At 64.1% G+C, this 19,060-nt stretch carries 19 protein-coding genes and 1 pseudogene; 10 read left to right on the top strand and 10 right to left on the bottom strand.

Going from position 1 to position 19,060, the window contains the following annotated elements; genetic code table 11:
• Positions 1–14 precede the first annotated feature (14 nt).
• From TQ29_RS05610 to TQ29_RS05600, 3 genes are read right to left on the bottom strand one after another with little or no spacing between them, the layout of a single operon-like run.
• Positions 15–302 carry a cytochrome C oxidase subunit IV family protein gene (locus TQ29_RS05610; RefSeq protein ID WP_207642697.1) on the bottom strand — a complete coding sequence of 96 codons (288 nt, stop codon included), beginning with the start codon at positions 300–302 and terminating at the stop codon, positions 15–17.
• 2 nt (positions 303–304) lie between these two features.
• Positions 305–889, bottom strand: a complete 585-nt coding sequence (locus tag TQ29_RS05605; protein ID WP_207642696.1) for a cytochrome c oxidase subunit 3 — start codon at positions 887–889, stop codon at positions 305–307.
• Positions 886–1,581 carry a hypothetical protein gene (locus tag TQ29_RS05600; RefSeq protein ID WP_054538357.1) on the bottom strand — a complete coding sequence of 232 codons (696 nt, stop codon included), beginning with the start codon at positions 1,579–1,581 and terminating at the stop codon, positions 886–888. Before TQ29_RS05600 ends, TQ29_RS05605 begins: the two co-directional genes overlap by 4 nt.
• Positions 1,582–2,492: 911 nt before the next feature.
• Between TQ29_RS05600 and TQ29_RS21270 the strand changes: the two genes are divergently transcribed.
• Positions 2,493–2,720 (top strand): hypothetical protein, encoded by a 228-nt coding sequence (locus tag TQ29_RS21270; RefSeq protein ID WP_369817421.1) that lies wholly within the window; start codon positions 2,493–2,495, stop codon positions 2,718–2,720.
• Positions 2,721–2,947: 227 nt separating this feature from the next.
• On the opposite strand, the pseudogene TQ29_RS21265 reads toward TQ29_RS21270, so the two are convergent.
• Positions 2,948–3,418 (bottom strand): annotated as a pseudogene (locus TQ29_RS21265) (FAD/NAD(P)-binding protein); the annotation flags it as partial.
• Between the two features lie 216 nt (positions 3,419–3,634).
• Between TQ29_RS21265 and TQ29_RS05590 the strand changes: the two are divergent.
• Positions 3,635–4,195, top strand: a complete 561-nt coding sequence (locus TQ29_RS05590) for a hypothetical protein (protein ID WP_054538355.1) — start codon at positions 3,635–3,637, stop codon at positions 4,193–4,195.
• Positions 4,188–6,752 carry an HWE histidine kinase domain-containing protein gene (locus TQ29_RS05585; RefSeq protein ID WP_054538354.1) on the top strand — a complete coding sequence of 855 codons (2,565 nt, stop codon included), beginning with the start codon at positions 4,188–4,190 and terminating at the stop codon, positions 6,750–6,752. The genes TQ29_RS05590 and TQ29_RS05585 overlap by 8 nt, the downstream gene beginning before the upstream one ends.
• Before the next feature lie 142 nt (positions 6,753–6,894).
• Here TQ29_RS05585 and TQ29_RS05580 read toward each other — a convergent pair whose 3' ends face one another.
• On the bottom strand, positions 6,895–7,938 hold the full coding sequence (locus TQ29_RS05580; protein ID WP_054538353.1) for a cytochrome-c peroxidase: 1,044 nt from the start codon (positions 7,936–7,938) through the stop codon (positions 6,895–6,897).
• A gap of 186 nt (positions 7,939–8,124) precedes the next feature.
• Between TQ29_RS05580 and TQ29_RS05575 the strand changes: the two genes are divergently transcribed.
• Positions 8,125–9,402: a 3-deoxy-D-manno-octulosonic acid transferase gene (locus tag TQ29_RS05575; protein WP_054538352.1), complete on the top strand. Its 1,278-nt coding sequence runs from the start codon at positions 8,125–8,127 to the stop codon at positions 9,400–9,402.
• Between the two features lie 14 nt (positions 9,403–9,416).
• Here the strand turns inward: TQ29_RS05575 and thpR are convergent, their stop codons facing one another.
• Genes thpR through TQ29_RS05560 form a run of 3 tightly spaced genes read right to left on the bottom strand, consistent with a single transcriptional unit; the run spans position 9,417 to position 11,592 of the window.
• Complete coding sequence (thpR, locus tag TQ29_RS05570) at positions 9,417–9,956, bottom strand: RNA 2',3'-cyclic phosphodiesterase (protein WP_054538351.1); 540 nt, start codon at positions 9,954–9,956, stop codon at positions 9,417–9,419.
• A complete protein-coding gene (locus TQ29_RS05565) occupies positions 9,953–11,074 on the bottom strand; it encodes an acetoin utilization protein AcuC (RefSeq protein WP_054540339.1) in 1,122 nt (373 codons plus the stop codon). The genes thpR and TQ29_RS05565 overlap by 4 nt, the downstream gene beginning before the upstream one ends.
• Positions 11,071–11,592, bottom strand: coding sequence for a glutathione peroxidase (locus TQ29_RS05560; protein ID WP_054540338.1), 522 nt, complete (start codon positions 11,590–11,592; stop codon positions 11,071–11,073). Before TQ29_RS05560 ends, TQ29_RS05565 begins: the two co-directional genes overlap by 4 nt.
• 195 nt (positions 11,593–11,787) lie before the next feature.
• On the opposite strand from TQ29_RS05560, the gene TQ29_RS05555 reads away from it, so the two are divergent.
• From TQ29_RS05555 to ptsP, 5 genes are all read left to right on the top strand, one after another.
• Positions 11,788–12,258, top strand: coding sequence for an NUDIX hydrolase (locus tag TQ29_RS05555; protein ID WP_144244512.1), 471 nt, complete (start codon positions 11,788–11,790; stop codon positions 12,256–12,258).
• Positions 12,259–12,329: 71 nt separating this feature from the next.
• Positions 12,330–12,767 (top strand): DUF1178 family protein, encoded by a 438-nt coding sequence (locus TQ29_RS05550; protein ID WP_054538350.1) that lies wholly within the window; start codon positions 12,330–12,332, stop codon positions 12,765–12,767.
• Positions 12,768–12,774: 7 nt separating this feature from the next.
• The gene (locus TQ29_RS05545; RefSeq protein WP_235974423.1) at positions 12,775–13,440 is read left to right on the top strand and encodes an SDR family NAD(P)-dependent oxidoreductase; all 666 of its coding nucleotides are present in this window, start codon (positions 12,775–12,777) and stop codon (positions 13,438–13,440) included.
• Between the two features lie 87 nt (positions 13,441–13,527).
• Positions 13,528–14,766 carry an aspartate kinase gene (locus TQ29_RS05540; protein ID WP_037204349.1) on the top strand — a complete coding sequence of 413 codons (1,239 nt, stop codon included), beginning with the start codon at positions 13,528–13,530 and terminating at the stop codon, positions 14,764–14,766.
• A gap of 13 nt (positions 14,767–14,779) precedes the next feature.
• Positions 14,780–17,032 (top strand): phosphoenolpyruvate--protein phosphotransferase, encoded by a 2,253-nt coding sequence (gene ptsP, locus TQ29_RS05535; RefSeq protein WP_054540337.1) that lies wholly within the window; start codon positions 14,780–14,782, stop codon positions 17,030–17,032.
• A gap of 4 nt (positions 17,033–17,036) precedes the next feature.
• Here the strand turns inward: ptsP and TQ29_RS05530 are convergent, their stop codons facing one another.
• On the bottom strand, positions 17,037–17,810 hold the full coding sequence (locus TQ29_RS05530) for an EcsC family protein (RefSeq protein ID WP_054538348.1): 774 nt from the start codon (positions 17,808–17,810) through the stop codon (positions 17,037–17,039).
• Between the two features lie 24 nt (positions 17,811–17,834).
• Positions 17,835–18,359 carry a GNAT family N-acetyltransferase gene (locus TQ29_RS05525; protein WP_054538347.1) on the bottom strand — a complete coding sequence of 175 codons (525 nt, stop codon included), beginning with the start codon at positions 18,357–18,359 and terminating at the stop codon, positions 17,835–17,837.
• 81 nt (positions 18,360–18,440) lie between these two features.
• Between TQ29_RS05525 and TQ29_RS05520 the strand changes: the two genes are divergently transcribed.
• A complete protein-coding gene (locus tag TQ29_RS05520; protein WP_054538346.1) occupies positions 18,441–19,046 on the top strand; it encodes a flavin reductase family protein in 606 nt (201 codons plus the stop codon).
• Positions 19,047–19,060 lie beyond the last annotated feature (14 nt).

Raw genomic sequence — 19,060 nt, 5'->3', positions numbered from 1 at the left:
TGAGATCACGCATCCTATGGCGCGCTGTTACTCGCCACCACGTAATTCAAGACAACCAACGCCACGCACACCACCAGCGTCCAGCCCTCAAAGGCAAGGCGCAACCACAATGGCGCATGGCGCAGCTCCATGAATTCCAGCCCGATAAAGCGTACTTTGACGAAGGCAATCAGGGTAATCAACGCCGTTGCCAATCGCTGACTGTTCGCGCCGAAACCCACACTTTCCACCGAGATGAGTGTCGCCAGCACCAGAAACGCCCAAATGGCCGTCAGTCGATTTTTGAACAGAGCTATCAGCATGGTCATTTCATCAGGTAGAGCAGCGCAAAAAGAACCACCCAAAGCAAATCGACAAGGTGCCAAAACACACCGCACCCCTCAAAGGTGGCGACAGGGTATTGTTCAGACGGCTTGCAACTTGAACGCAACCACAGCAACACCCCCAGACCAATCAATACATGCATCAGATGAATTCCGGTGAACATGTAGTAGTAGGTAAAAAACTCACTGTGCGTAAGGGTGAGCCCCGCTCGAATTTTCTCGCCCCATTCAAAAGCCTTGACCACCACGAACCCGAGCCCCAGCACAATCGTGGCGGTGATCATGGCCGGTGCTTCTTTCGCGCCCAGCCGCGCAAGGCGCACCGCTTGCGCCATGAACAACGAGCTGGTCAGCAACAGCAACGTATTCAGCAATCCCAGATGGGGATTCAGAAGCGCCTGATCCGCTTCATAGGCGGCCGGATTGCCGGCTTTGTACACCAGGAAGGTCACAAAGAAGATCGCGAACACGACCATATCCCCGAAGATCAGCACCCAAATGCCTTCTTCTCCGGGGATATGTTTCGCGGGCCGCTCAGCCGGCTGCTTGATCGGCACGGCGATCACGACTGATCCTGCTGCATGGCAGGGTGCTTGGCCGCGCGCAACATGGCCCAAAGCACGGCGGTAAGCAGCATGCCGAAGGTGAATACCGGAACCCAGAAAGCGAACACGCCATTCCAGGCGAAGGGACCTGTTTTGAAGAAGGGAATGAAAGAGCCGGGCGCCGCCAAGATACCCACCCAGATGTTCGCATAGCCAAGCCAGCGCGGAAAAATGGGCTGCGGGTTCACATCGCGCAAAATAATAATGCCCGTCACCACCCACTGTGCCAGGCCAATAAAGCCCGGAATAACCAGCAGGAACATTCCCGCATCGGCCAGAGCAGCGGTCATTTCGGTGCTCATCTCGGGGCGATAGGCCGCGGTCACAAAGCAGATCATAACCAGAAACAAGGGCAGGAAACCAAACGGCACAATCATCATCATGCCGTAGGTCAACGGCGTATGCTTGCCCTCGGCCACTTTCAGGCACCCATAAAATCCGCCAAAGAACGGGAAGAACAAACTCGACCCGATACACATCAACACCGAGCCCACAAAAACCCCGGTGCGGTTTTCAGTAAAGTGCGCGGCCCATTCGGCCATGGGCAACGAAGGAGAGGGCGGCGGAAAAATCTGCCAGGAGATAATAGCGCCAAACATAAACATCATGGCGATCATGCCGGACCATGCACTCGCCGCGATCGATTTGTTCATCTGTGATTCTCCCGAGTTTTTATGCGTTGTTCGGGATTGTGGTCATACTCTGGTCGCGGCGAACCTTTCGTGCGACAGGTCGGAAAGCACAGCAGGGGTTTTAGAACGAAAGCATCTGCTTGCGCGTGTTTCGCAGCATCCGCACCAGAAGAACGCGCTTCCGGGGCCGCGCCCCTGCCCGGCGTTGCCCCCCGACGGCAATGATCCGTCAGGCCTTGAACACCGCTTGAGACCATCGCTCCACGGTCTCTGCAAAGCAGTCGTGGATCGAGTCATTCGCAATGGTGCTACCGCTCGCCAGCCTGCCGGCAAGCCAAAGGCCCGGCACCCGTTCGCCATCTTGTCGGATCACCGCCCCATCGGGTGCACAGCGCACTCCGAGGCCACCCTTCAAGGGCGACAGCATGTTCCGTTCCCGCAGTCCGGTGAGAAGCGGTTCCGAGACCATTTCGAGAACGGGAGGTGGCAGCACGCTGTCCACCATCACCTGCGCAACCACCGACCGGCCCCCCGACTGTAGGCGCCACCCCTGCGGTAACAGGGTAATATCGGGATCGGCCGTGGCGCAGGGGTAAACCAGCCCCACATCGATCAACGCAAGCATCTGGTAAAGCGTATCGACAGGCGCGCCATAGGAGTAGCGTTTGAGCCCCTCGTCGAACTTGACGATCGCCTCCGCCGTTTCGGCCGCGGCCTGTACCCTATCGAAGATCTCTCGCAACAGCGGCTGCCATTTGCGCCAGAGCTGCCCGATCACATATCCGGGCGACGGGGCCACGCGGCCTTCCGCTTCAGCGATGTTGCCCTTGATTGCCTCGACGGTGGCGCGGGTCTCCTGACTGCCAGGCTCCTTCCGTTCGGCAGCGAGCCAGTTCTCGACCTCGTCGGCCCGCCTGAAGGCCCTCGTCTCTGTGAGGATCCGCCGGGCCGGTGCGATCAGGGCGTCTGTCAAAACCGTCAGGGGTTCGTCTGCATCGCTCGACAGCGCCGCGACCAGAGCGGCCCGGAAGGCTTCACATTCGCCCTTCGACGGTTCGAACCGGGCATCAATGGCGGCGGTCTGGGGTTTGGGCGCGGGGGCGTGTCCGTCAAGCGAAAAGGGCGCGATGGTTCCGGGCTCTCGCCCGCTGGGCACATAAGATCCGTCTTGAAACTGTCCACCAAGGCCGATGGTCAGCATGCGCACAACATCAATCGCCGAAAGGCCAAGTCCGCGGATAGCGACAACCTTCCCCTGCCAACCGGACGCCGCCTCGACCACGGCCCTACCAGGATAGGCCGGCAATATGTCGAGGCGATGTTTCCCGGCGTGGGTCTCCCATGACGCCATTTGCTCATCGCGGCGGGTTTGCGGCTGGCCGAGCGACAACAACACATCGTCATAGGGTCCGAAATACGCAGTTTCACTCTCCAGCCGCCACGCTCCGTCCTTGCGCGTCGCGGCGTCGATCCGACGTTGATCAAGAGAGACAGTCACACCGGCCGGCAAAGAGGCCAACAGGGTGGAGAAACGCGTATTGAGATAGGCGCCCAGGCGGGCACGGGGCAGATAAGCCTCGGGCTCTTCACCCTCAGCGCCCGCCCATTTGCTGAAATCAGCGATCCCTTGTCCGGTGGGCGGTGGGAGATCAATGATGCGGAGCGGCAGGTTGAGAAGGCAAACCTCCGGCTCGTCAGGGCTGAAATTCGGGCCGGCTGCCGGCCACGCCTCAGGATCGAATATATCGACCGAGAATGACGCACACGAACGCCTGGCGTATCGCACAAGGGCTTCGAGTGCGCCAAGGCCGCGGGGGCCGAACCCGATGATCGCGATCCGGCGCGTCGTCCCTGTCATCGTGCCCCTCCCTCGCAAAGCGTCGCGGGTTTTGTCGCGTGTTCCATGCCGCTGCGCAAGTCCGCGCCGGAAACATGCCTGGGGGGCTTGTGGTTCACCTGTTGGTGATCCATTCTCTTTCCGCGAAGGGAATGGCTGCGGTCAACTCTCCCATTTTTTATGACTCGGCCTGCACATCCGACATCCGAGTCGCATGTGATTTAAGGAACCACGCCTTTGAAATCCCCCGAAAATCTGCGGCAAAGGTTGCTGCGTGATCTGAAGTCCGCCCATGACGGCCTTGATGGGCTGGTTTCGCGGTTCGATCTTGGCGAAAACGGCGGTCTGAAAGCGTTCCTGCTTATGCACGAAGCAGCTTTGAAGAACATACCGATGACGCATCTCAGCTCCGCCTCAGCGACTGCTATTGGCGACCTCTTGCAACGCGCGCGCCTGGATCTTGCCACTCTCGGGGTGCGCCCGATGGTCCTGGACCGGCCCTTGAACAGGAATATCCAGCCGCTCGCCGTGGACTATGTCATCGGTGGTTCGCGCTTGGGCGCCGAGGTTCTGAAGCGACGGTGGCAAGCATCCGCGACCGCCCGCTCCGGCTCGGGCACGGCGTATATGAACGCGCCACGTCATCTCGACGCCTGGCGCAGTTTCTGCGAACACGCGCTGACGCTTGCTGCGGATACGCCCTACGCCGACAATGTCGTGCGAGACGCGGCAGACATATTCGCCCTCTTCATGACATCCGCCGAAAAGGCCCATCAGGAAACGCCACAACATGTCTGACCCAAAAACCGACAGCCAGATGGAGACGGTCGATCTGTCGAACTGCGATCGCGAACCGATCCACATTCCGGGGCGCGTTCAGGGCTTTGGCTGCCTGCTTGCCGTTTCGTCGGACTGGATGATCGCGCATGCGTCAACCAATTGTACCGACCTGCTGGGATGCGACGCCGAGGACCTGATCGGCAAGCGGTTCATCGACTTTTTCAACCAAGAGACCGTGCATCATCTCCGGACACGGATTCAGACCCTTGCGCATCAGACCGGCGTGGCGCGGGTGTTCCGCTATGATCTCAACGGCGACGGTCGTCTGTTCGACATATCGATCCACCGGGCCGGTCGCTATCTGGTGTTCGAATTCGAAGAGCGGCACCACGCCGAAAACCAGCGCGACGACTCAGGCCTGGTTCAGGCATTGATCGCCCGTGTGCAACGCCATGATACGGTAGAAAAGGCTTCGCAAGAAGCGGCGCGCGCCTTGCAGGCCCTGATCGGCATGTCGCGGGTCATGGTCTATCGCTTCGAGGAAGACGGAACGGGCACCGTGATCGCCGAGGCTCTGTACGGCGCGGACGAACCTTATCTTGGCCTTCGGTATCCGGCGAGCGATATTCCGAAACAGGCCCGTGAGCTTTACAAACGCAGCCTGTTGCGCATCATCCCGGATGCAGATGGCGAGACCTTTCCGATCATTCCTGAAAAAAGCCCGGCAGGCGCACCCCTCGACTTGTCACTCGCCACAACGCGCGCGGTTTCCCCGATCCATCTGGAATATCTTCGAAACATGGGGGTCGGGTCGTCCATGTCGGTATCCATCCTGCGCAGGGGCAAGCTGTGGGGGCTGTTTGCCTGCCACAACCCAACACCGTTCCATATCGACTATGAGCGCCGCAGCGCGGTCGAGCTGTTCGCGCAGTTGTTCAACTACGAACTCGCCCAACTCGAGACAAACCGCGAACTGGCCGATGTGGACAGCGCACGTGCGCTTCACGACAGGCTCATGCCGCAGATCTCGGCGGGCGTCACCCTGGTCGACATCTTCGACTCCGTTGCCACGGAGATTTCGGCGGTGATCCCGTTTGACGGCATCGTCATATTCTCAAACGGGGTCTTCCGCGCGAAGGGTGCGACTCCGACAGAGGAAGAATTCCTGGGGTTGGCGCGTTTTCTGAACACCGCCCAAAGCTCGGAAGTGTACGCGCTCGACTGCATTAGCTCGCGCTATGACAAGGCGAATGGCTTCGCTGATCGTGCTTGCGGGCTTCTCGCCCTGCCGATCTCGCGCACGCCTCGCGATTACCTGGTTCTTTTCCGACGCGAGATCGCCCAGTCCGTGAACTGGGCGGGCAACCCCCAGAAGCCCGTCGAGCCCGGGCCCAACGGGGTGCGGCTGACACCGCGAAAAAGCTTTGAGGCCTGGCAGGAAGTCGTGCGCGGCAAGTCGGCCCCCTGGAAGGTGAACGAGCTGCGGGCCGCCGACGCCCTGCGTGTCACGCTTCTGGAAGTCGTCCTGAAACTCGCCGACGAGGCCAACGCAAGCCGCAAACGCGCGGAAGAGCAGCAAGAATTGCTGATCGCGGAGCTGAACCACCGGGTCCGCAACATCCTCAATCTGATCCGGGGCCTGATCTCGCAGGGACAGGGCGATGCCCTGACGATCGAGGAATACAGCAGCGTGCTTGACCACCGCATCCATTCGCTCGCCCGCGCGCATGATCAACTGACCCAGAAAGAGTGGGGCTGGGTGTCGCTCACGTCATTGATCCGCACCGAAACCGAGGCGTTCCTGTCGCACAAAGCCGAACGCGTTATCATCGGCGGGGATGAGATCTCTCTTTCGCCCGCCGCCTTCACGACGATGGCGCTTGTCGTCCACGAGCTTGTGACGAACTCCGCCAAATATGGCGCGCTCAGCGACGGTTCGGGGGTGGTGCATCTGGACATCACGCTCAACCGGGATGGGGCCTGCTCCATCTCCTGGCGCGAAGTTGACGGCCCTCCTGTCCAGCCCCCCAAGCGCAAGGGCTTCGGCACCACGATCATCGAGCGCTCCATCCCGTTCGAGCTGAAAGGCAGCGCGCAAGCGCGGTACAAGATCACCGGGCTGGAGGCGGATTTCGTTCTGCCGGCGTCCCATGTCGCAAAGCTCGCGGCGCCGTCGGCTGCCGAGATCGCTGTAGCCGAGAACACGCCTCCGGCCGATGTGACCCTTCATGGCGCTGTGCTGTTGGTCGAGGATAATATGATCATCTCGATGGATGCCTCGGACATGCTGCGCGATCTGGGCGCAAGTGATGTGAACGCGGTCAGCAATGTGGCCGACGCGCTGCGGGTTCTCGAGACGAAAGATATCGCATTCGCGCTCTTGGACGTGAATCTGGGCAGCGAGCTGTCTCTGAAGGCGGCAAAGGAGTGTGCCGCGCGGGGTATTCCGGCCATTCTGGCCACGGGGTATGGCGGCAGCGGCAATGCGGTTTCCGACTTTCCACAGAAAGTCGTGGTCAGGAAGCCATACACGATGGAACATGTCCGACGCGCTATCGCCGAGGAACTGGGATAGCCGCCCTGAAGAGACACGCTTCCTCCGTCGTCCCACCTTCCCTATTCCAACAAGATCGCGCACCTGACGATCCCGGCGCCGGTCCGCCGCGAAAAAGGCCGGCGCACTGGCCGGCCTTTCCCACGGGTCGCTTCGGGCCGCGCTATTCGATGATCACTTCGGCCGTCGGGCGCGGCGTGGCTGCGGTTTCGGTCGGCAGCACAGGTACCGTGACCTCGGGCACCGTGCCGGTCAGCGTGTCCAGGAACGCCACCAGCTGATCGGCCTCTTCGTCGGCCAGTTCCTCGCCCAGCTGCGACTCGGCCATGATCTGCACCGCGACCTTCAGATCCCACACCTTGCCCGAATGGAAATAGGGCGCGGTCACGGCCACGTTGCGCAAAGGTGCGGCCCGGAACACGTATTCGTCATCCGCGGTGTCGGTCACCGCGAACCGGCCCTTATCGCCCACCGGCAGGATATCGGCGCCGGGCTTCTCGATCAGGCCGAACGGGTGATAGCCCTCACCACCCACATTCACGCCGCTGTGGCAGGCGATGCAGCCCTTGTCCATGAACAGTTCCAGCCCCGCGCGCTCCATCTCGGTCAGCGCCATGTCATCGCCGTTCAGGAAGGCGTCGAACGGCGCGGGGGTGATCAGCGTCGCCTCGAACGCCTCGATCGCACGGGCCATGTTGTCGAACGAGACCGGCTCGGCGTCATCAGGGAAGGCAGCGTTGAACCAGGCCACGTAGTCGGTCATCGAATTCAGCGTGAGCACCACGTTTTCCGGCGTGTTCGCCATCTCGACCCCGGCCTGGATCGGCCCCTTGGCCTGCGCCTTCAGGTCGTTGGCGCGGCCGTCCCAGAACTGTGCCTCGTTCAGCACCGCGTTCAGAACGGTCGGCGAATTGCGCGGCCCCTTCTGCCAGCCATGGCCGATCGAGGTTTCTTGATTGTCATCCCCGCCGGTGGCCAGGTTGTGGCAGGAATAACAGCTGAACACGCCCGAGGCCGACAGCCGCGGATCGAAGAACAGCGATTTGCCCAGCGCGATCTTTTCGGGCGTGACCCGGTTGTCCGCGATTTGCGGCACGGTAGAGGGTAGCGGCTGAAAAAAATCGAGCGCCGCGTCGCGCAAATCGTCGGCCGCAGCGGCGCCCGTCATCGCGGTTGTCACAAGGAAGGACGCAAGAAGACGTTTCATAGGATCACCTATCGTTCGTGTTCGAATTTCTCGCGCGTCCAGCCACAGGATGCCTGCGCCTCAGGGGGCGGCCTTGCTCCAGATCATTTTTATTAGAAACATTCTAACTTATCGCGCGTCACCCGCCCCTTGCCTGCGTCTCGCCCCCCGCGTAAGCCTAGGCCACCCTTCGCAAGAGCGTGCCGCGTGTTTGTCTATCGCCTTCTTCTTTGCCTCGCCGCCCCCTATTTCGCCCTGAAGCTGTGGCGCGGTGCGCCCGAGGGCGCCGTGCAGCAGCGGCTCGGCGGCGATGGCGGGGGTGCACGCGCAGGGGCTGTTTTCTGGCTGCACGCCGCCTCGAACGGCGAGCTGACCGCGGCCCGGCCGCTGATCGACACGCTTCTGGCCCGCGATCCGCGCCTTTCACTGGTCGTCACCTGCAATTCCGACAGTGGCCGTGCCCTGGTCGAACGCTGGGGGCTGGGCCGGGTTTCCGCCCGGCTGGCGCCGCTGGATTACCGGCTGACCCTGCGCCGGTTCATCGCCAACTGGCAGCCCGATGCGCTGATCCTTGTGGAAAGCGAGCTGTGGCCGAACCGGATGGTGACGATGAACGAACTGTCACGCCCGGTGGTGATCGTGTCGGCGCGGATGTCGGAGAAAAGCGCCGCGTTCTGGCGCCGGCTACCGGGGTTGGCGCGGCGGGTGATGGGAACCATCAGCTTTCTGTCGGCGCAGGACGCGGCATCAGAGGCGCGTTTCGTGACACTCGGCCTGTCTGACGCGCAGATCGGCGAGGCCCAGAACCTGAAGCTTCAGGGGCGGAAAGGCGCGTTTGACAAGGCCGAGAAAACCCGGCTGTCGGGCGTGTTCAGCCGCGACAAGACCATGCTGGCCGCCTCTACCCACGAGGGAGAGGAAACGCTTCTGATCCGCGGGTTCAAAGAGGCGCAGGCACAACAGCCCGGCCTGAAGCTGATCCTCGCCCCGCGCCACCCGCGGCGCAGCGCCGAAATTCGCGCGCTGCTGGCCGGCCACGACATGCGCTTCGCCACGCGTTCTCTGGGCGAGGAACCGGATGCGCAGACGCAGGTCTATCTTGCCGATACGCTGGGCGAGATGCCACTGTGGTACGAACTGGCCGCGACAACCTTCGTCGGCGGCTCTCTGGTCACGCGGGGGGGGCATACCCCGCTTGAGCCCGCCGCCCATGGCAGCGCCCTGCTGCACGGGCCGCATCTGGACAATTTCGCCGAAGTCTACGCGGCGTTGCAGGAAAACGGCGCGTCGATCCGGATCACCGGATCGGCCGAGCTGGCCCACGCACTGTTGTCGCTGAGTGCGGCAGACCGGGCGGAAATGGCGGCGCGCGCGAACAGGGTGATTGCCGGGCTGCAGGGCGACGCCGGGCTCACCGCCATCGCGGACAAGATCGCGGATCTGACCAGGGGCGTGGCCCTGCAGGCGCCCGGCCAGAGCAGCTGATCCCCGCGGCCGCGCTATTGCAACGGATAGCGTGCAAGCTCTTCATAGCTGGCGCCGCTCGGGCCCAGATGCGAGCGTAACAGCCGGAAATCCGTTACCGTCATCGCGTGCGAGGAAAAGCCCATGCGGCCGGCCATGAAATGCGCCATCCGGGGCTTGTCGAGCCGGGCCGCATTGAGGCGCGCCAGCGTGACATGGGGCACGAACCGCCGCGCGTCGATCGCGATACCGGCGTTTCGGGCCGCCGTTTCAACCTTGCCCTGCAGATGCCGCAACGGCGCACTTTCCACCACCCCGGCATAGAGGGCGCGCGGCCTGGCGCCCCCGAACATTCCCAGCCCCGAAAGCCGCAGGTCGAACCCCGGCGCCGCGATATGCTGAAATGCGTGATGCGCCTCTTCCAGCGCGGTCTCGTCAACCTCGCCCAGAAAAGCCAGTGTCAGGTGCAGGTTTTCCACCGGCACCACACGGGGCGCGGGCATGCCCTGTTGAAGCGTGGCAAGAGCGTCCAGCACCGGCTCCGGCAGAGACAGGGCGACAAAGGCGCGGATCACGGCGCGGCCCGCCGCCCCAGAACCGCCAGCCGCGCCCGCAGTTCCGCCCCCACCGCACCGGCGCGGGGCGCGTCGCGCAGGGTGGTGAACAGGTGTTCGGGCACGTCGCGGCCGCGCCTGTTTCCCTCCCAGCTCAGGGAGCGCAGCACTGCCTCGGCCGGCTTCGGCAGGCGGTCGGGGATGTCATGCCCCGCCAGCGTCGCCCAGACCCCGGCCCACAGCCGCCCGACCGACCACGGGTTGTACCCGCCCCCGCCCAGCACCAGATAGCGCGGCGACAAGGGCCGCAGCGCCGCCACCACCGCCCAATGCGCGTTGTTCGACAGCGACAGACGCGACAGCGGGTCTTCCTCCACCGCGTCGGCCCCGCATTGCAGCACGATGGCATCAGCCCGGAACGCCGCCACGCGCGGCAGGATCAGCGCATCCAGAACCGCGGCCATTTCACTGTCGTTCAACCCGCGCGGCACCGGCAGGTTGAAGACATTGCCGCCCCCGTCATCGCCAAGTGCGCCGGTAAAGGGCCAGCGTTTCTCCTCATGCACCGAAATCAGCAGCGTTTCGGGATCGCCGGCGAAGGCCAGCTCGACCCCGTCGGGGTGATGCGCGTCGATATCCACATAGGCCACCCGCCGCGCCCCCGCCCGCCGGAGCGACAGGATCGCCAGCACCGGATCGTTGAGAAAGCAGAACCCGTTGGCCCGGTCCGGCATCCCGTGATGGGTGCCGCCCGCCGGGTGATAGATCACGCCGCCGTCCGCCAGCAACTCGCCCGCCAGAAGCGATCCGCCGGCCCCCGTCGCGGGGCGCCGGTACATCTCGGGGTAGACCGGGTTGGAATGGGTGCCGATATGATACCGTGCCCGCGTTTCGTCACTCACCACCTGCTCGGCCTCGGCCCGCTGCAGCGCCGCCAGATAGGCAGGGTCATGCCAGATGCCCAGCGCCGCGGGCTTGGCGCGCGGGCTGGCGACATAGCGCGCCGGCGGCAGCCATCCCATCGCGCGGGTCAGATCAATCACCGTGGAAACCCGCGGGATCCGCAGCGGATGCCAGGGCCCGAAGCTGGATTTGCGGTATATCTCCGATCCTATGAAACGCGGCGGTTCGGCGGTCACGGCGCCAGTTGCGCCTCGATCGCGCGGGTGATCGCGCGCGCCTGCGGCCTGGTCAGCGATCCCCATGCCTCTACCACCGTGCCATCGGTGCCGATCAGCACCTTGTTGAAATTCCAGCTTGGCACAAAGCCCGTGGTTTCCGCCACCCATTGATAGAACGGATGTGCCCGATCTCCGCGCACATGAGTGATCTCGGTCATCGGCAGATCCAGATCAAAGGTGGTGGCGCAAAAATCCTTCACCTCTTCGGCGCTTCCCAGCTCCTGCCGGAAATCGTTCGACGGCACGGCCAGCACCACCAGCCCGCGGTCTCGATAGCTGTCGTACAGCGCCTGCAGCCCCTCATACTGGGGCGTGAACCCACAAAGCGAGGCGCTGTTGACCACCAGAACCGGGCGCCCGGTGAAATCATCCAGCGCAATCTCGCCGCCATCGATGGATGCAAAGACGAACCCGTTGCGCGCGGCGGCGGGATGACCCAAGGTAAGCAAAAGGAGCAGCGCAAGCAAAATTCGCATCGGAAGGCCTCTGTCGTGCATCATCCGCCGCATGGGCAGTTAACCCTTCAGGCAGGCAGGTCAAGCGCGGGCAGCAGGACATTTTTACTGATAACAGTGCGCGCAGCTATTGCCAAAAGTGATTTTCGACTATGAACATTGGACATAAAGTCGCGACAAGACAGAGCGCGAACATGGGATGAGCAGACATTGACGGTGCAGAAAACGACACATCTGCCGATCTCGATCGGGCAAGCGGCGAAGCGTGACATACGCACACAGTTCGCCGCCCTGTGTTACCGCATCGTCAAGGACAAGCCCCAGGTGCTGCTGATCACCAGCCGCGATACCGGGCGCTGGATCATCCCCAAGGGCTGGCCGATGGAAGGGGTAAGCCCGGCAAAGGCCGCCGCGCAGGAAGCGTGGGAAGAGGCAGGCGCCGAAGGGCGCACCCACGACCTGGTGTTGGGCGTCTATTCCTACGACAAGATCATGCCGAACGAAGCCGCCCTTCCCTGCGTTGTCGCCGTGTTCCCGCTGCGGGTAAAGCGGCTGGCCGCGAACTATCCCGAAAAAGGCCAGCGCAAGCGCAAATGGCACTCGCTCAAGAAAGCCGCCGCACGGGTGAACGAGGCCGAACTGGCGCAGATCATCGCCGGGTTCGACCCCCATCGCCTGCGCTGGTGATCCGGCTTGGGCATTGATTTCCCCGAGGTTTTGCCTATTTCTTGGTCAGATACCCGATTTGTGGAGCGCACATGATCCGCTATGCCCTGTCTTGCAAGGATGGTCACCAGTTCGAAAGCTGGTTCCAGTCGGCTGAGGCTTTCGAAAAGCTTCAGACGGGTGGCATGGTATCCTGCGCGGTGTGTGGCGGCGGCGGCGTTCGCAAGGAGCTGATGGCGCCCAGGATCGGCGCGAGCGTGGCCGAACCCGATCAGCCCGATCGCAAACGCCCGCTCAGCGCACCGGCCAGCCCCGCCGAACAGGCCCTGGCAGAGATTCGGCGCAAGATCGAGGAAACCTCTGACTACGTCGGTGGTGATTTCGTGAAAGAGGCGCGGCGCATGCATCAGGGCGACGCCCCCGCACGGTCGATCTATGGCGAGGCCAGGCTCGAAGAGGCCCGCAAGCTGATCGACGACGGGGTGCCGGTGGCCCCCCTGCCCTTCCTGCCCGGCCGCAAGGCGAACTGAGATGCCGCTGACCGCCCTTGTCACCGGCGCGAATCGCGGCATCGGCCTGCAACTCGTCCGCGGTTATGCCGCCGACGGTGACAGCCCCATCGGCACCCACCGCGGCAGCGCCGCGCCGCAGGTGCCGGGCGTGCGCTGGGAAACGCTCGACGTTGCCGAACCGGCCTCGCAGGCGGCGCTGGCCCATACGCTGGCGGCGCACCCGATCGACCTGCTGGTCTGCAACGCCGGCCTTTACCTTGATGGCGGCGAAAACCTCGCCGGCGGCTACCCCCCGGAGATGTGGGCGCAGATGTTCGCGACCAACGTGACCGGCGTGTTCCTCACGGTGCAAAGCCTGCTGCCCAACCTGCAACTGTCTGCCGCGCCGAAAATCGCGATCATCTCATCCCAGATGGCATCGCACACCCGCGCGCCGGGCCGCTCGTATATCTATCGCAGTTCCAAGGCGGCGGCGCTGAACCTGGGCCGGAACCTGGCCACCGACCTCAAGCCTCTGGGCATCGCGGTGGGCATCTATCATCCCGGCTGGGTGAAAACCGAAATGGGCGGCGAAAGCGCCGAGATCACCGCCGAACAGGCGAGCGCGGGGCTGCGCGCCCGGTTCGCGGCGCTGCGCCTGGAAACCACGGGCTGTTTCGAAACCTGGGATGGCCACCCCCACGCCTACTGACGGGGCTGTGGCGAAACCAACTGCCACTTGCCCTTCCCCCGCCCTTGACCTAGGAAGCGGCGCAATTGAACGGGCGGAGGGGCGCGGATGCCGCTTCTTGTGATGAAATTCGGCGGCACCTCGGTGGCCGATCTTGACCGCATCAGGAATGCGGCGGGAAAAGTGCGCCGCGAGGTCGAGCGCGGCTATGACGTGATCGTCATCGTGTCGGCCATGTCGGGCAAAACCAACGAGCTGGTCGGCTGGGTCGAGCAGACCTCGCCCATGTTCGACGCGCGTGAATATGACGCCGTGGTCAGTTCGGGCGAGAATGTGACCGCCGGGTTGATGGCGCTGACGCTTCAGGAAATGGACGTGCCGGCGCGCAGCTGGCAGGGCTGGCAGGTGCCGCTGAAAACCACCAGCGCCCATTCCGCCGCCCGGATCGAGGAAATCCCGCGCGCCAATATCGACGCCAAATTCGCCGAAGGCATGCGCGTGGCCGTGGTCGCGGGCTTTCAGGGCATCAGCCCCGAGGGCCGGATCACCACGCTGGGCCGGGGCGGCTCCGACACCACCGCCGTGGCCTTTGCCGCCGCCTTCGGGGCCGAACGCTGTGACATCTACACCGACGTGGACGGCGTCTATACCACCGACCCGCGCATCGAGGACAAGGCCCGCAAGCTCGACAAGATCGCCTTCGAGGAAATGCTGGAACTCGCCAGCCTGGGCGCGAAGGTGCTGCAAACCCGTTCCGTCGAACTGGCGATGCGCTATAAGGTGCGGCTGCGGGTGCTGTCCAGCTTCGAGGAAAACACCGAAAACTCCGGCACGCTCGTCTGTGACGAGGAGGATATCATGGAAAAGAACGTCGTCTCCGGTGTCGCCTATGTGCGCGACGAGGCCAAAATGACCCTGATCTCGGTCGCCGACCGCCCTGGCATCGCCGCCGCCATCTTCGGCCCGCTGTCCGACGCGGGCGTGAATGTGGACATGATCGTGCAGAATATCAGCGAGGAAGGCCGCACCGACATGACCTTTTCCTGCCCGGTCAATCAGGTCGCGCGCGCCGAAAAGGCGATGCAGGACGCAAAGGAAAAGGGCGAGATCAACTTTCACGATCTGGTCGCCGACACCGATGTCGCCAAGGTGTCGGTCGTGGGGATCGGCATGCGCAGCCATGCGGGCGTTGCCAGCCAGATGTTCAAGGCACTCTCCTCCGAGGGGATCAACATCAAGGTCATCACAACCTCCGAGATCAAGATTTCGGTGTTGATCGACCGGAAATATATGGAACTTGCCGTGCAAGCCCTCCATGATGCGTTCGGACTGGACAAAGCAGCCTGAACAGCGGGGGCAGATGCCCGATCGGACCGAAAGCGAAAGCCGCAAACTGCTCCGGCGTTTGCGTGATACTCTTGCCGAGCCCGGCAAGGGGCAGGAACGGCTCGACCGGATCACCCATATCATCGCTGATTCCATGCGCACCGAAGTGTGCTCGATCTACCTGTTCCGCGATGCCGAGACGCTGGAGCTGTGCGCCACCGAGGGGCTGAAAGCCGCCGCCGTCCACAAGACCCGGATGCGGGTGGGCGAGGGCCTGGTCGGCCGCGTCGCGCAAAGCGCGCAGCCCATCAACACCGGCAACGCCCCCGCCGCAAAGGGGTTTCGTTACATGCCGGAAACCGGGGAAGAGGTTTATTCCTCGTTCCTGGGGGTGCCGATCCAGCGGCTGGGCGAACGGCTGGGCGTGCTGGTCGTGCAATCCAAGGAGGCCCGCGAATTTTCCGGCGACGAGGTTTACGCGCTGGAAGTGGTCGCCATGGTGCTGGCCGAAATGACAGAGCTTGGCGCCTTCATCGGCGAGGGCGCGGCCCTGTCGCCGCTGCATCAGCGCACGGCCATGTTCCGCGGCGGTGTCGGCCAGGAAGGCGTGGCCGCGGGCCATGTCTGGCTGCACGAACCGCGCGTGGTGGTGACCAACCCGATCGCCGATGATCCCGTGTCCGAGCAGGCCCGTCTGCGTGCCGCGGTGGACGCGCTGCGGGTATCGGTGAACGACATGCTCAGCAGCGCCGACACGATCGACGGCGAGCAGAAGGATGTGCTGGAAGCCTATCGCATGTTCGCCAATTCCCGCGGCTGGCTGCGCCGGATGGAAGAGGATATCGCCCGCGGCCTGTCTGCCGAAGCCGCCGTCGAGAAAGAACAATCCACCGCCCGCGCCCGGCTGCAGACCGTCCCCGATGCCTATCTGCGCGAACGGCTGCACGATCTTGACGATCTGTCGAACCGCCTTCTGCGTATCCTGACCGGACAGGGCCAGGACACCGGCGCCGAAATGCCGCCCGATCCGATCCTGATCGCCCGAAACATCGGCCCGGGCGAGCTGTTGGCCTATGGCCGGAGCCTCAAGGGGATCGTGCTTGAAGAGGGCTCTGTCGGCAGCCATGCGGCCATCGTCGCCCGGGCGCTGGCAATCCCGCTGGTCATCAATGCCGAACGGATCACCACCGAGGCGCTGAACGGCGATGCCATTCTGGTGGACGGCGAACAGGGCGTGGTGCATCTGCGCCCCGAAGATACCGTGGCCGCCGCCTTCAACGACAAGATCGCGATGCAGGCCAAGGCGCAGGAACGCTACAGCTCGATCCGCGACAAGCCCGCCGAAACGCGGTGCGGCACGCGCATTTCGCTGCACATGAATGCCGGCCTGATGGCCGATCTGCCGTCACTCGAAGGATCGGGCGCCGAAGGGGTCGGGCTGTTCCGCACCGAGCTGCAGTTTCTGGTCCGCAACAAGGTGCCGCGCCGGGCCGAACTGGCCGCGCTTTACGCGCGGGTTCTGGATGCGTCGGGCGGGCGCCGTGTGGCCTTCCGGACGCTCGACATCGGATCCGACAAGGTGCTGCCCTACATGAAGCGCGAAGACGAACCGAACCCTGCCCTCGGCTGGCGCGCGATCCGCGTCGGGCTGGACAAGGTCGGGGTGATGCGGATGCAGCTTCAGGCGCTGATCCGGGCGGCGAACGGCCGCCCGCTGACGGTGATGTTCCCCTTCGTCGCCCAGTTCGAGGAATTCACCGCCGCCCGCGATCACCTGATGCGCGAACTGGACCGCGAGGAAAAGCTGGGCCGCCCCCTGCCCGAAAAGGTCGAGATCGGGGCGATGCTGGAAACGCCCAGCCTGGCCTATGCGCCGCGCCAGTTCTTCGAGCTGACCGATTTCATATCGATCGGCGGCAATGACCTGAAACAGTTCTTCTTCGCCGCCGACCGCGAAAACGAGCGTGTGCGCCGCCGCTATGACACGCTGAACGTCAGCTTCCTGACCTTCCTGGAGCAGATCGTGAAGCGCTGCGGCGATACCGGCACCCACCTGTCCTTCTGCGGCGAGGATGCCGGCCGCCCGATCGAGGCGCTGTGCTTTGCGGCGATCGGGATGCGCACCCTGTCGATGCGCCCGGCCTCGGTCGGGCCGGTGAAACACCTGCTGCGCAAAAGCGATCTGCGCGAGGCGCGGGCGATCATCGAAACCGCGCGCGAACGCGGCGATCAATCGGTGCGCCCCGCGATCATGGACTGGATGCGCAGCCAGAATTGGGCCGTCTAGCCCCCTACCGGCGCAGACGGCGCGACGCGGCCATCCGGGCGCGCAGTTGCTCGACCAGCAGGCCCTCGGCAACGCCGCTTTCCAGGCTCAGCCGTTTCAGCCCGAACTGCACATGGGCCATTTCCTGATAGTAGCTGGTAAAGGCGAAATTCGTCGCCGCCCCCGCCACCGCGCCGATCACCGGCACGGTCTGCGCCGCCAGCTTCTGGCCCAGGGCCGTGGCCAGCCGTGGCGCCACCCGCGCGATCACCCCGTGCATCGCCGGGCCGGTCAGGGTGACACGGGCCGCCAGAAAGCCCAGATCGGCGCCATTGTCATGCGCCAGAGGCCCCGCCGTGGCAAAGACCTGAATGCAGTCGGCCCGCACCTGATCCTGCACCGGATCGAAACCATGCGCCTCGGCGATGCCGTGAATGGCGCGCAGCAGTACCGTCGTCGTCACCGGAAGTTCGGCCAGCGCCGAGGGCAGCCCGCCAAAGCCGCCCGCCGCGCCCATCGCCGTGGTCGCCGCGGTGGTCAGCCACTTGCCGCCATCGGGAATCCTGCCGCCGCGAGACCGCCCCGCCGCATCCAGCGCCACATAAAGCGCGCGCTCCGTCGCGCTCTCCAGCCGCAGCTTGACCCGGTCGGGAAGCCGCTCCAGCAGGTTCTCGGCCCTGCCCCCCACAAGGCTGAGCACCTGCATGCCCACCCCGCCCGCCGCACGATAGCGAAGCGCCAGCGCATCAAGCGCGGCATCATGATCGGTCGGAACAACACTCAGCATCGTCGCAGTCATCGGGCCTCCAGCATGGTTTCCCGATCAAGATGGGGTGGCCCGCCCCGCCGAACAAGCCGCCTCTTGCGCGTGGCGCTCCACCTGCCCGGCCACACCGTCCCACGCCCCGGGCACAAGCGCCACGCCCAGGATCCGATCCGGGTTGGTGGGCGGCGGCATCTCCACCCCCTCCAGCCGTGCGAACCCGAACCGCCCGTAGTAAGGCGCATCACCCACCAGCATCGCCCGCGCCCAGCCTAGGGCGCGGGCCCGCTGCAGCCCCTCCTGGATCAGGAGCGCACCCAGCCCCTCGCCCTGATGGGTCGGGTGAACGGCGACAGGGCCCAGCAACAGGGCATCGGCCCCGCCCACACACACCGGCCAGAACCGGATTGCCCCGGCAACGATATTGTCCGGATCGCGCGCCACAAGGCACAGCGGTGCCACCGGCGGCACCCCGTCACGCAGCCGATAGGACGACAGCGCCTCGCGCCCCGGCGCAAAGCACAAGTCATAAAGCGCCTCGACCTCCCACCAGTCTTCCGCCCGTTCCTGTTCCAGCCGGATCACAGCCTGCCTCTCGATTTCCTGCTGGAAACGCCCCTAGCACGGGTCTAGGTCTGGAGCAAACAGGACCCAGAAGGAGCGCCTATGTTCTATCGCCCCGAAGACGGCCACGGCCTGCCGCACAATCCGTTCAACGCCATCGTGACCCCGCGCCCGATCGGCTGGATCTCGACCCGGGGCGCGAGCGGGCAGGACAACCTCGCGCCCTATTCCTTCTTCAACGCGGTGGCCTATGTGCCGCCACAGGTGATGTTCGCCACGACCTCGGCCAAGCCCGACCGGGGCGATACCAAGGACAGCCTCGGCAACATCCGCGAAACCGGCGTATTCTGCGTGAATATCGTCGAATACGCGATGCGCGACGCGATGAACGTCACCTCCGGCCCCTGGGACAAGGACGTGGACGAATTCGAAAAAGCCGGGATCGCAAAGGCGGAATGCGAGAGCATCGCCTGTTCGCGCGTGGCGCGCGCGCCTGCGGGCCTGGAATGCAGGCTGACCCGGGTGGTACCGCTGGAAGGCCGCAGCAACTTCGCCGTGTTCGGCGAAGTCGTGGGCATCCACCTGCGTGACGATTGCCTGAAGGAGGGCAAATTCGATGTCACGCATTTTCAGCCGCTCGCACGGCTGGGCTACCGCGATTACGCACGGGTGACCGAAGTGTTCACCCTGAAACGGCCCGGGGAATAACCCTTCGCGGAAAG

Source organism: Actibacterium sp. EMB200-NS6, from assembly GCF_001305615.1.
In the GTDB taxonomy this organism is placed as follows: Bacteria; Pseudomonadota; Alphaproteobacteria; order Rhodobacterales; family Rhodobacteraceae; genus Actibacterium_A; species Actibacterium_A naphthalenivorans.
Note: the sequence above shows the minus strand (reverse complement) of the source record. Positions and strands in the feature narration are given on the sequence as shown.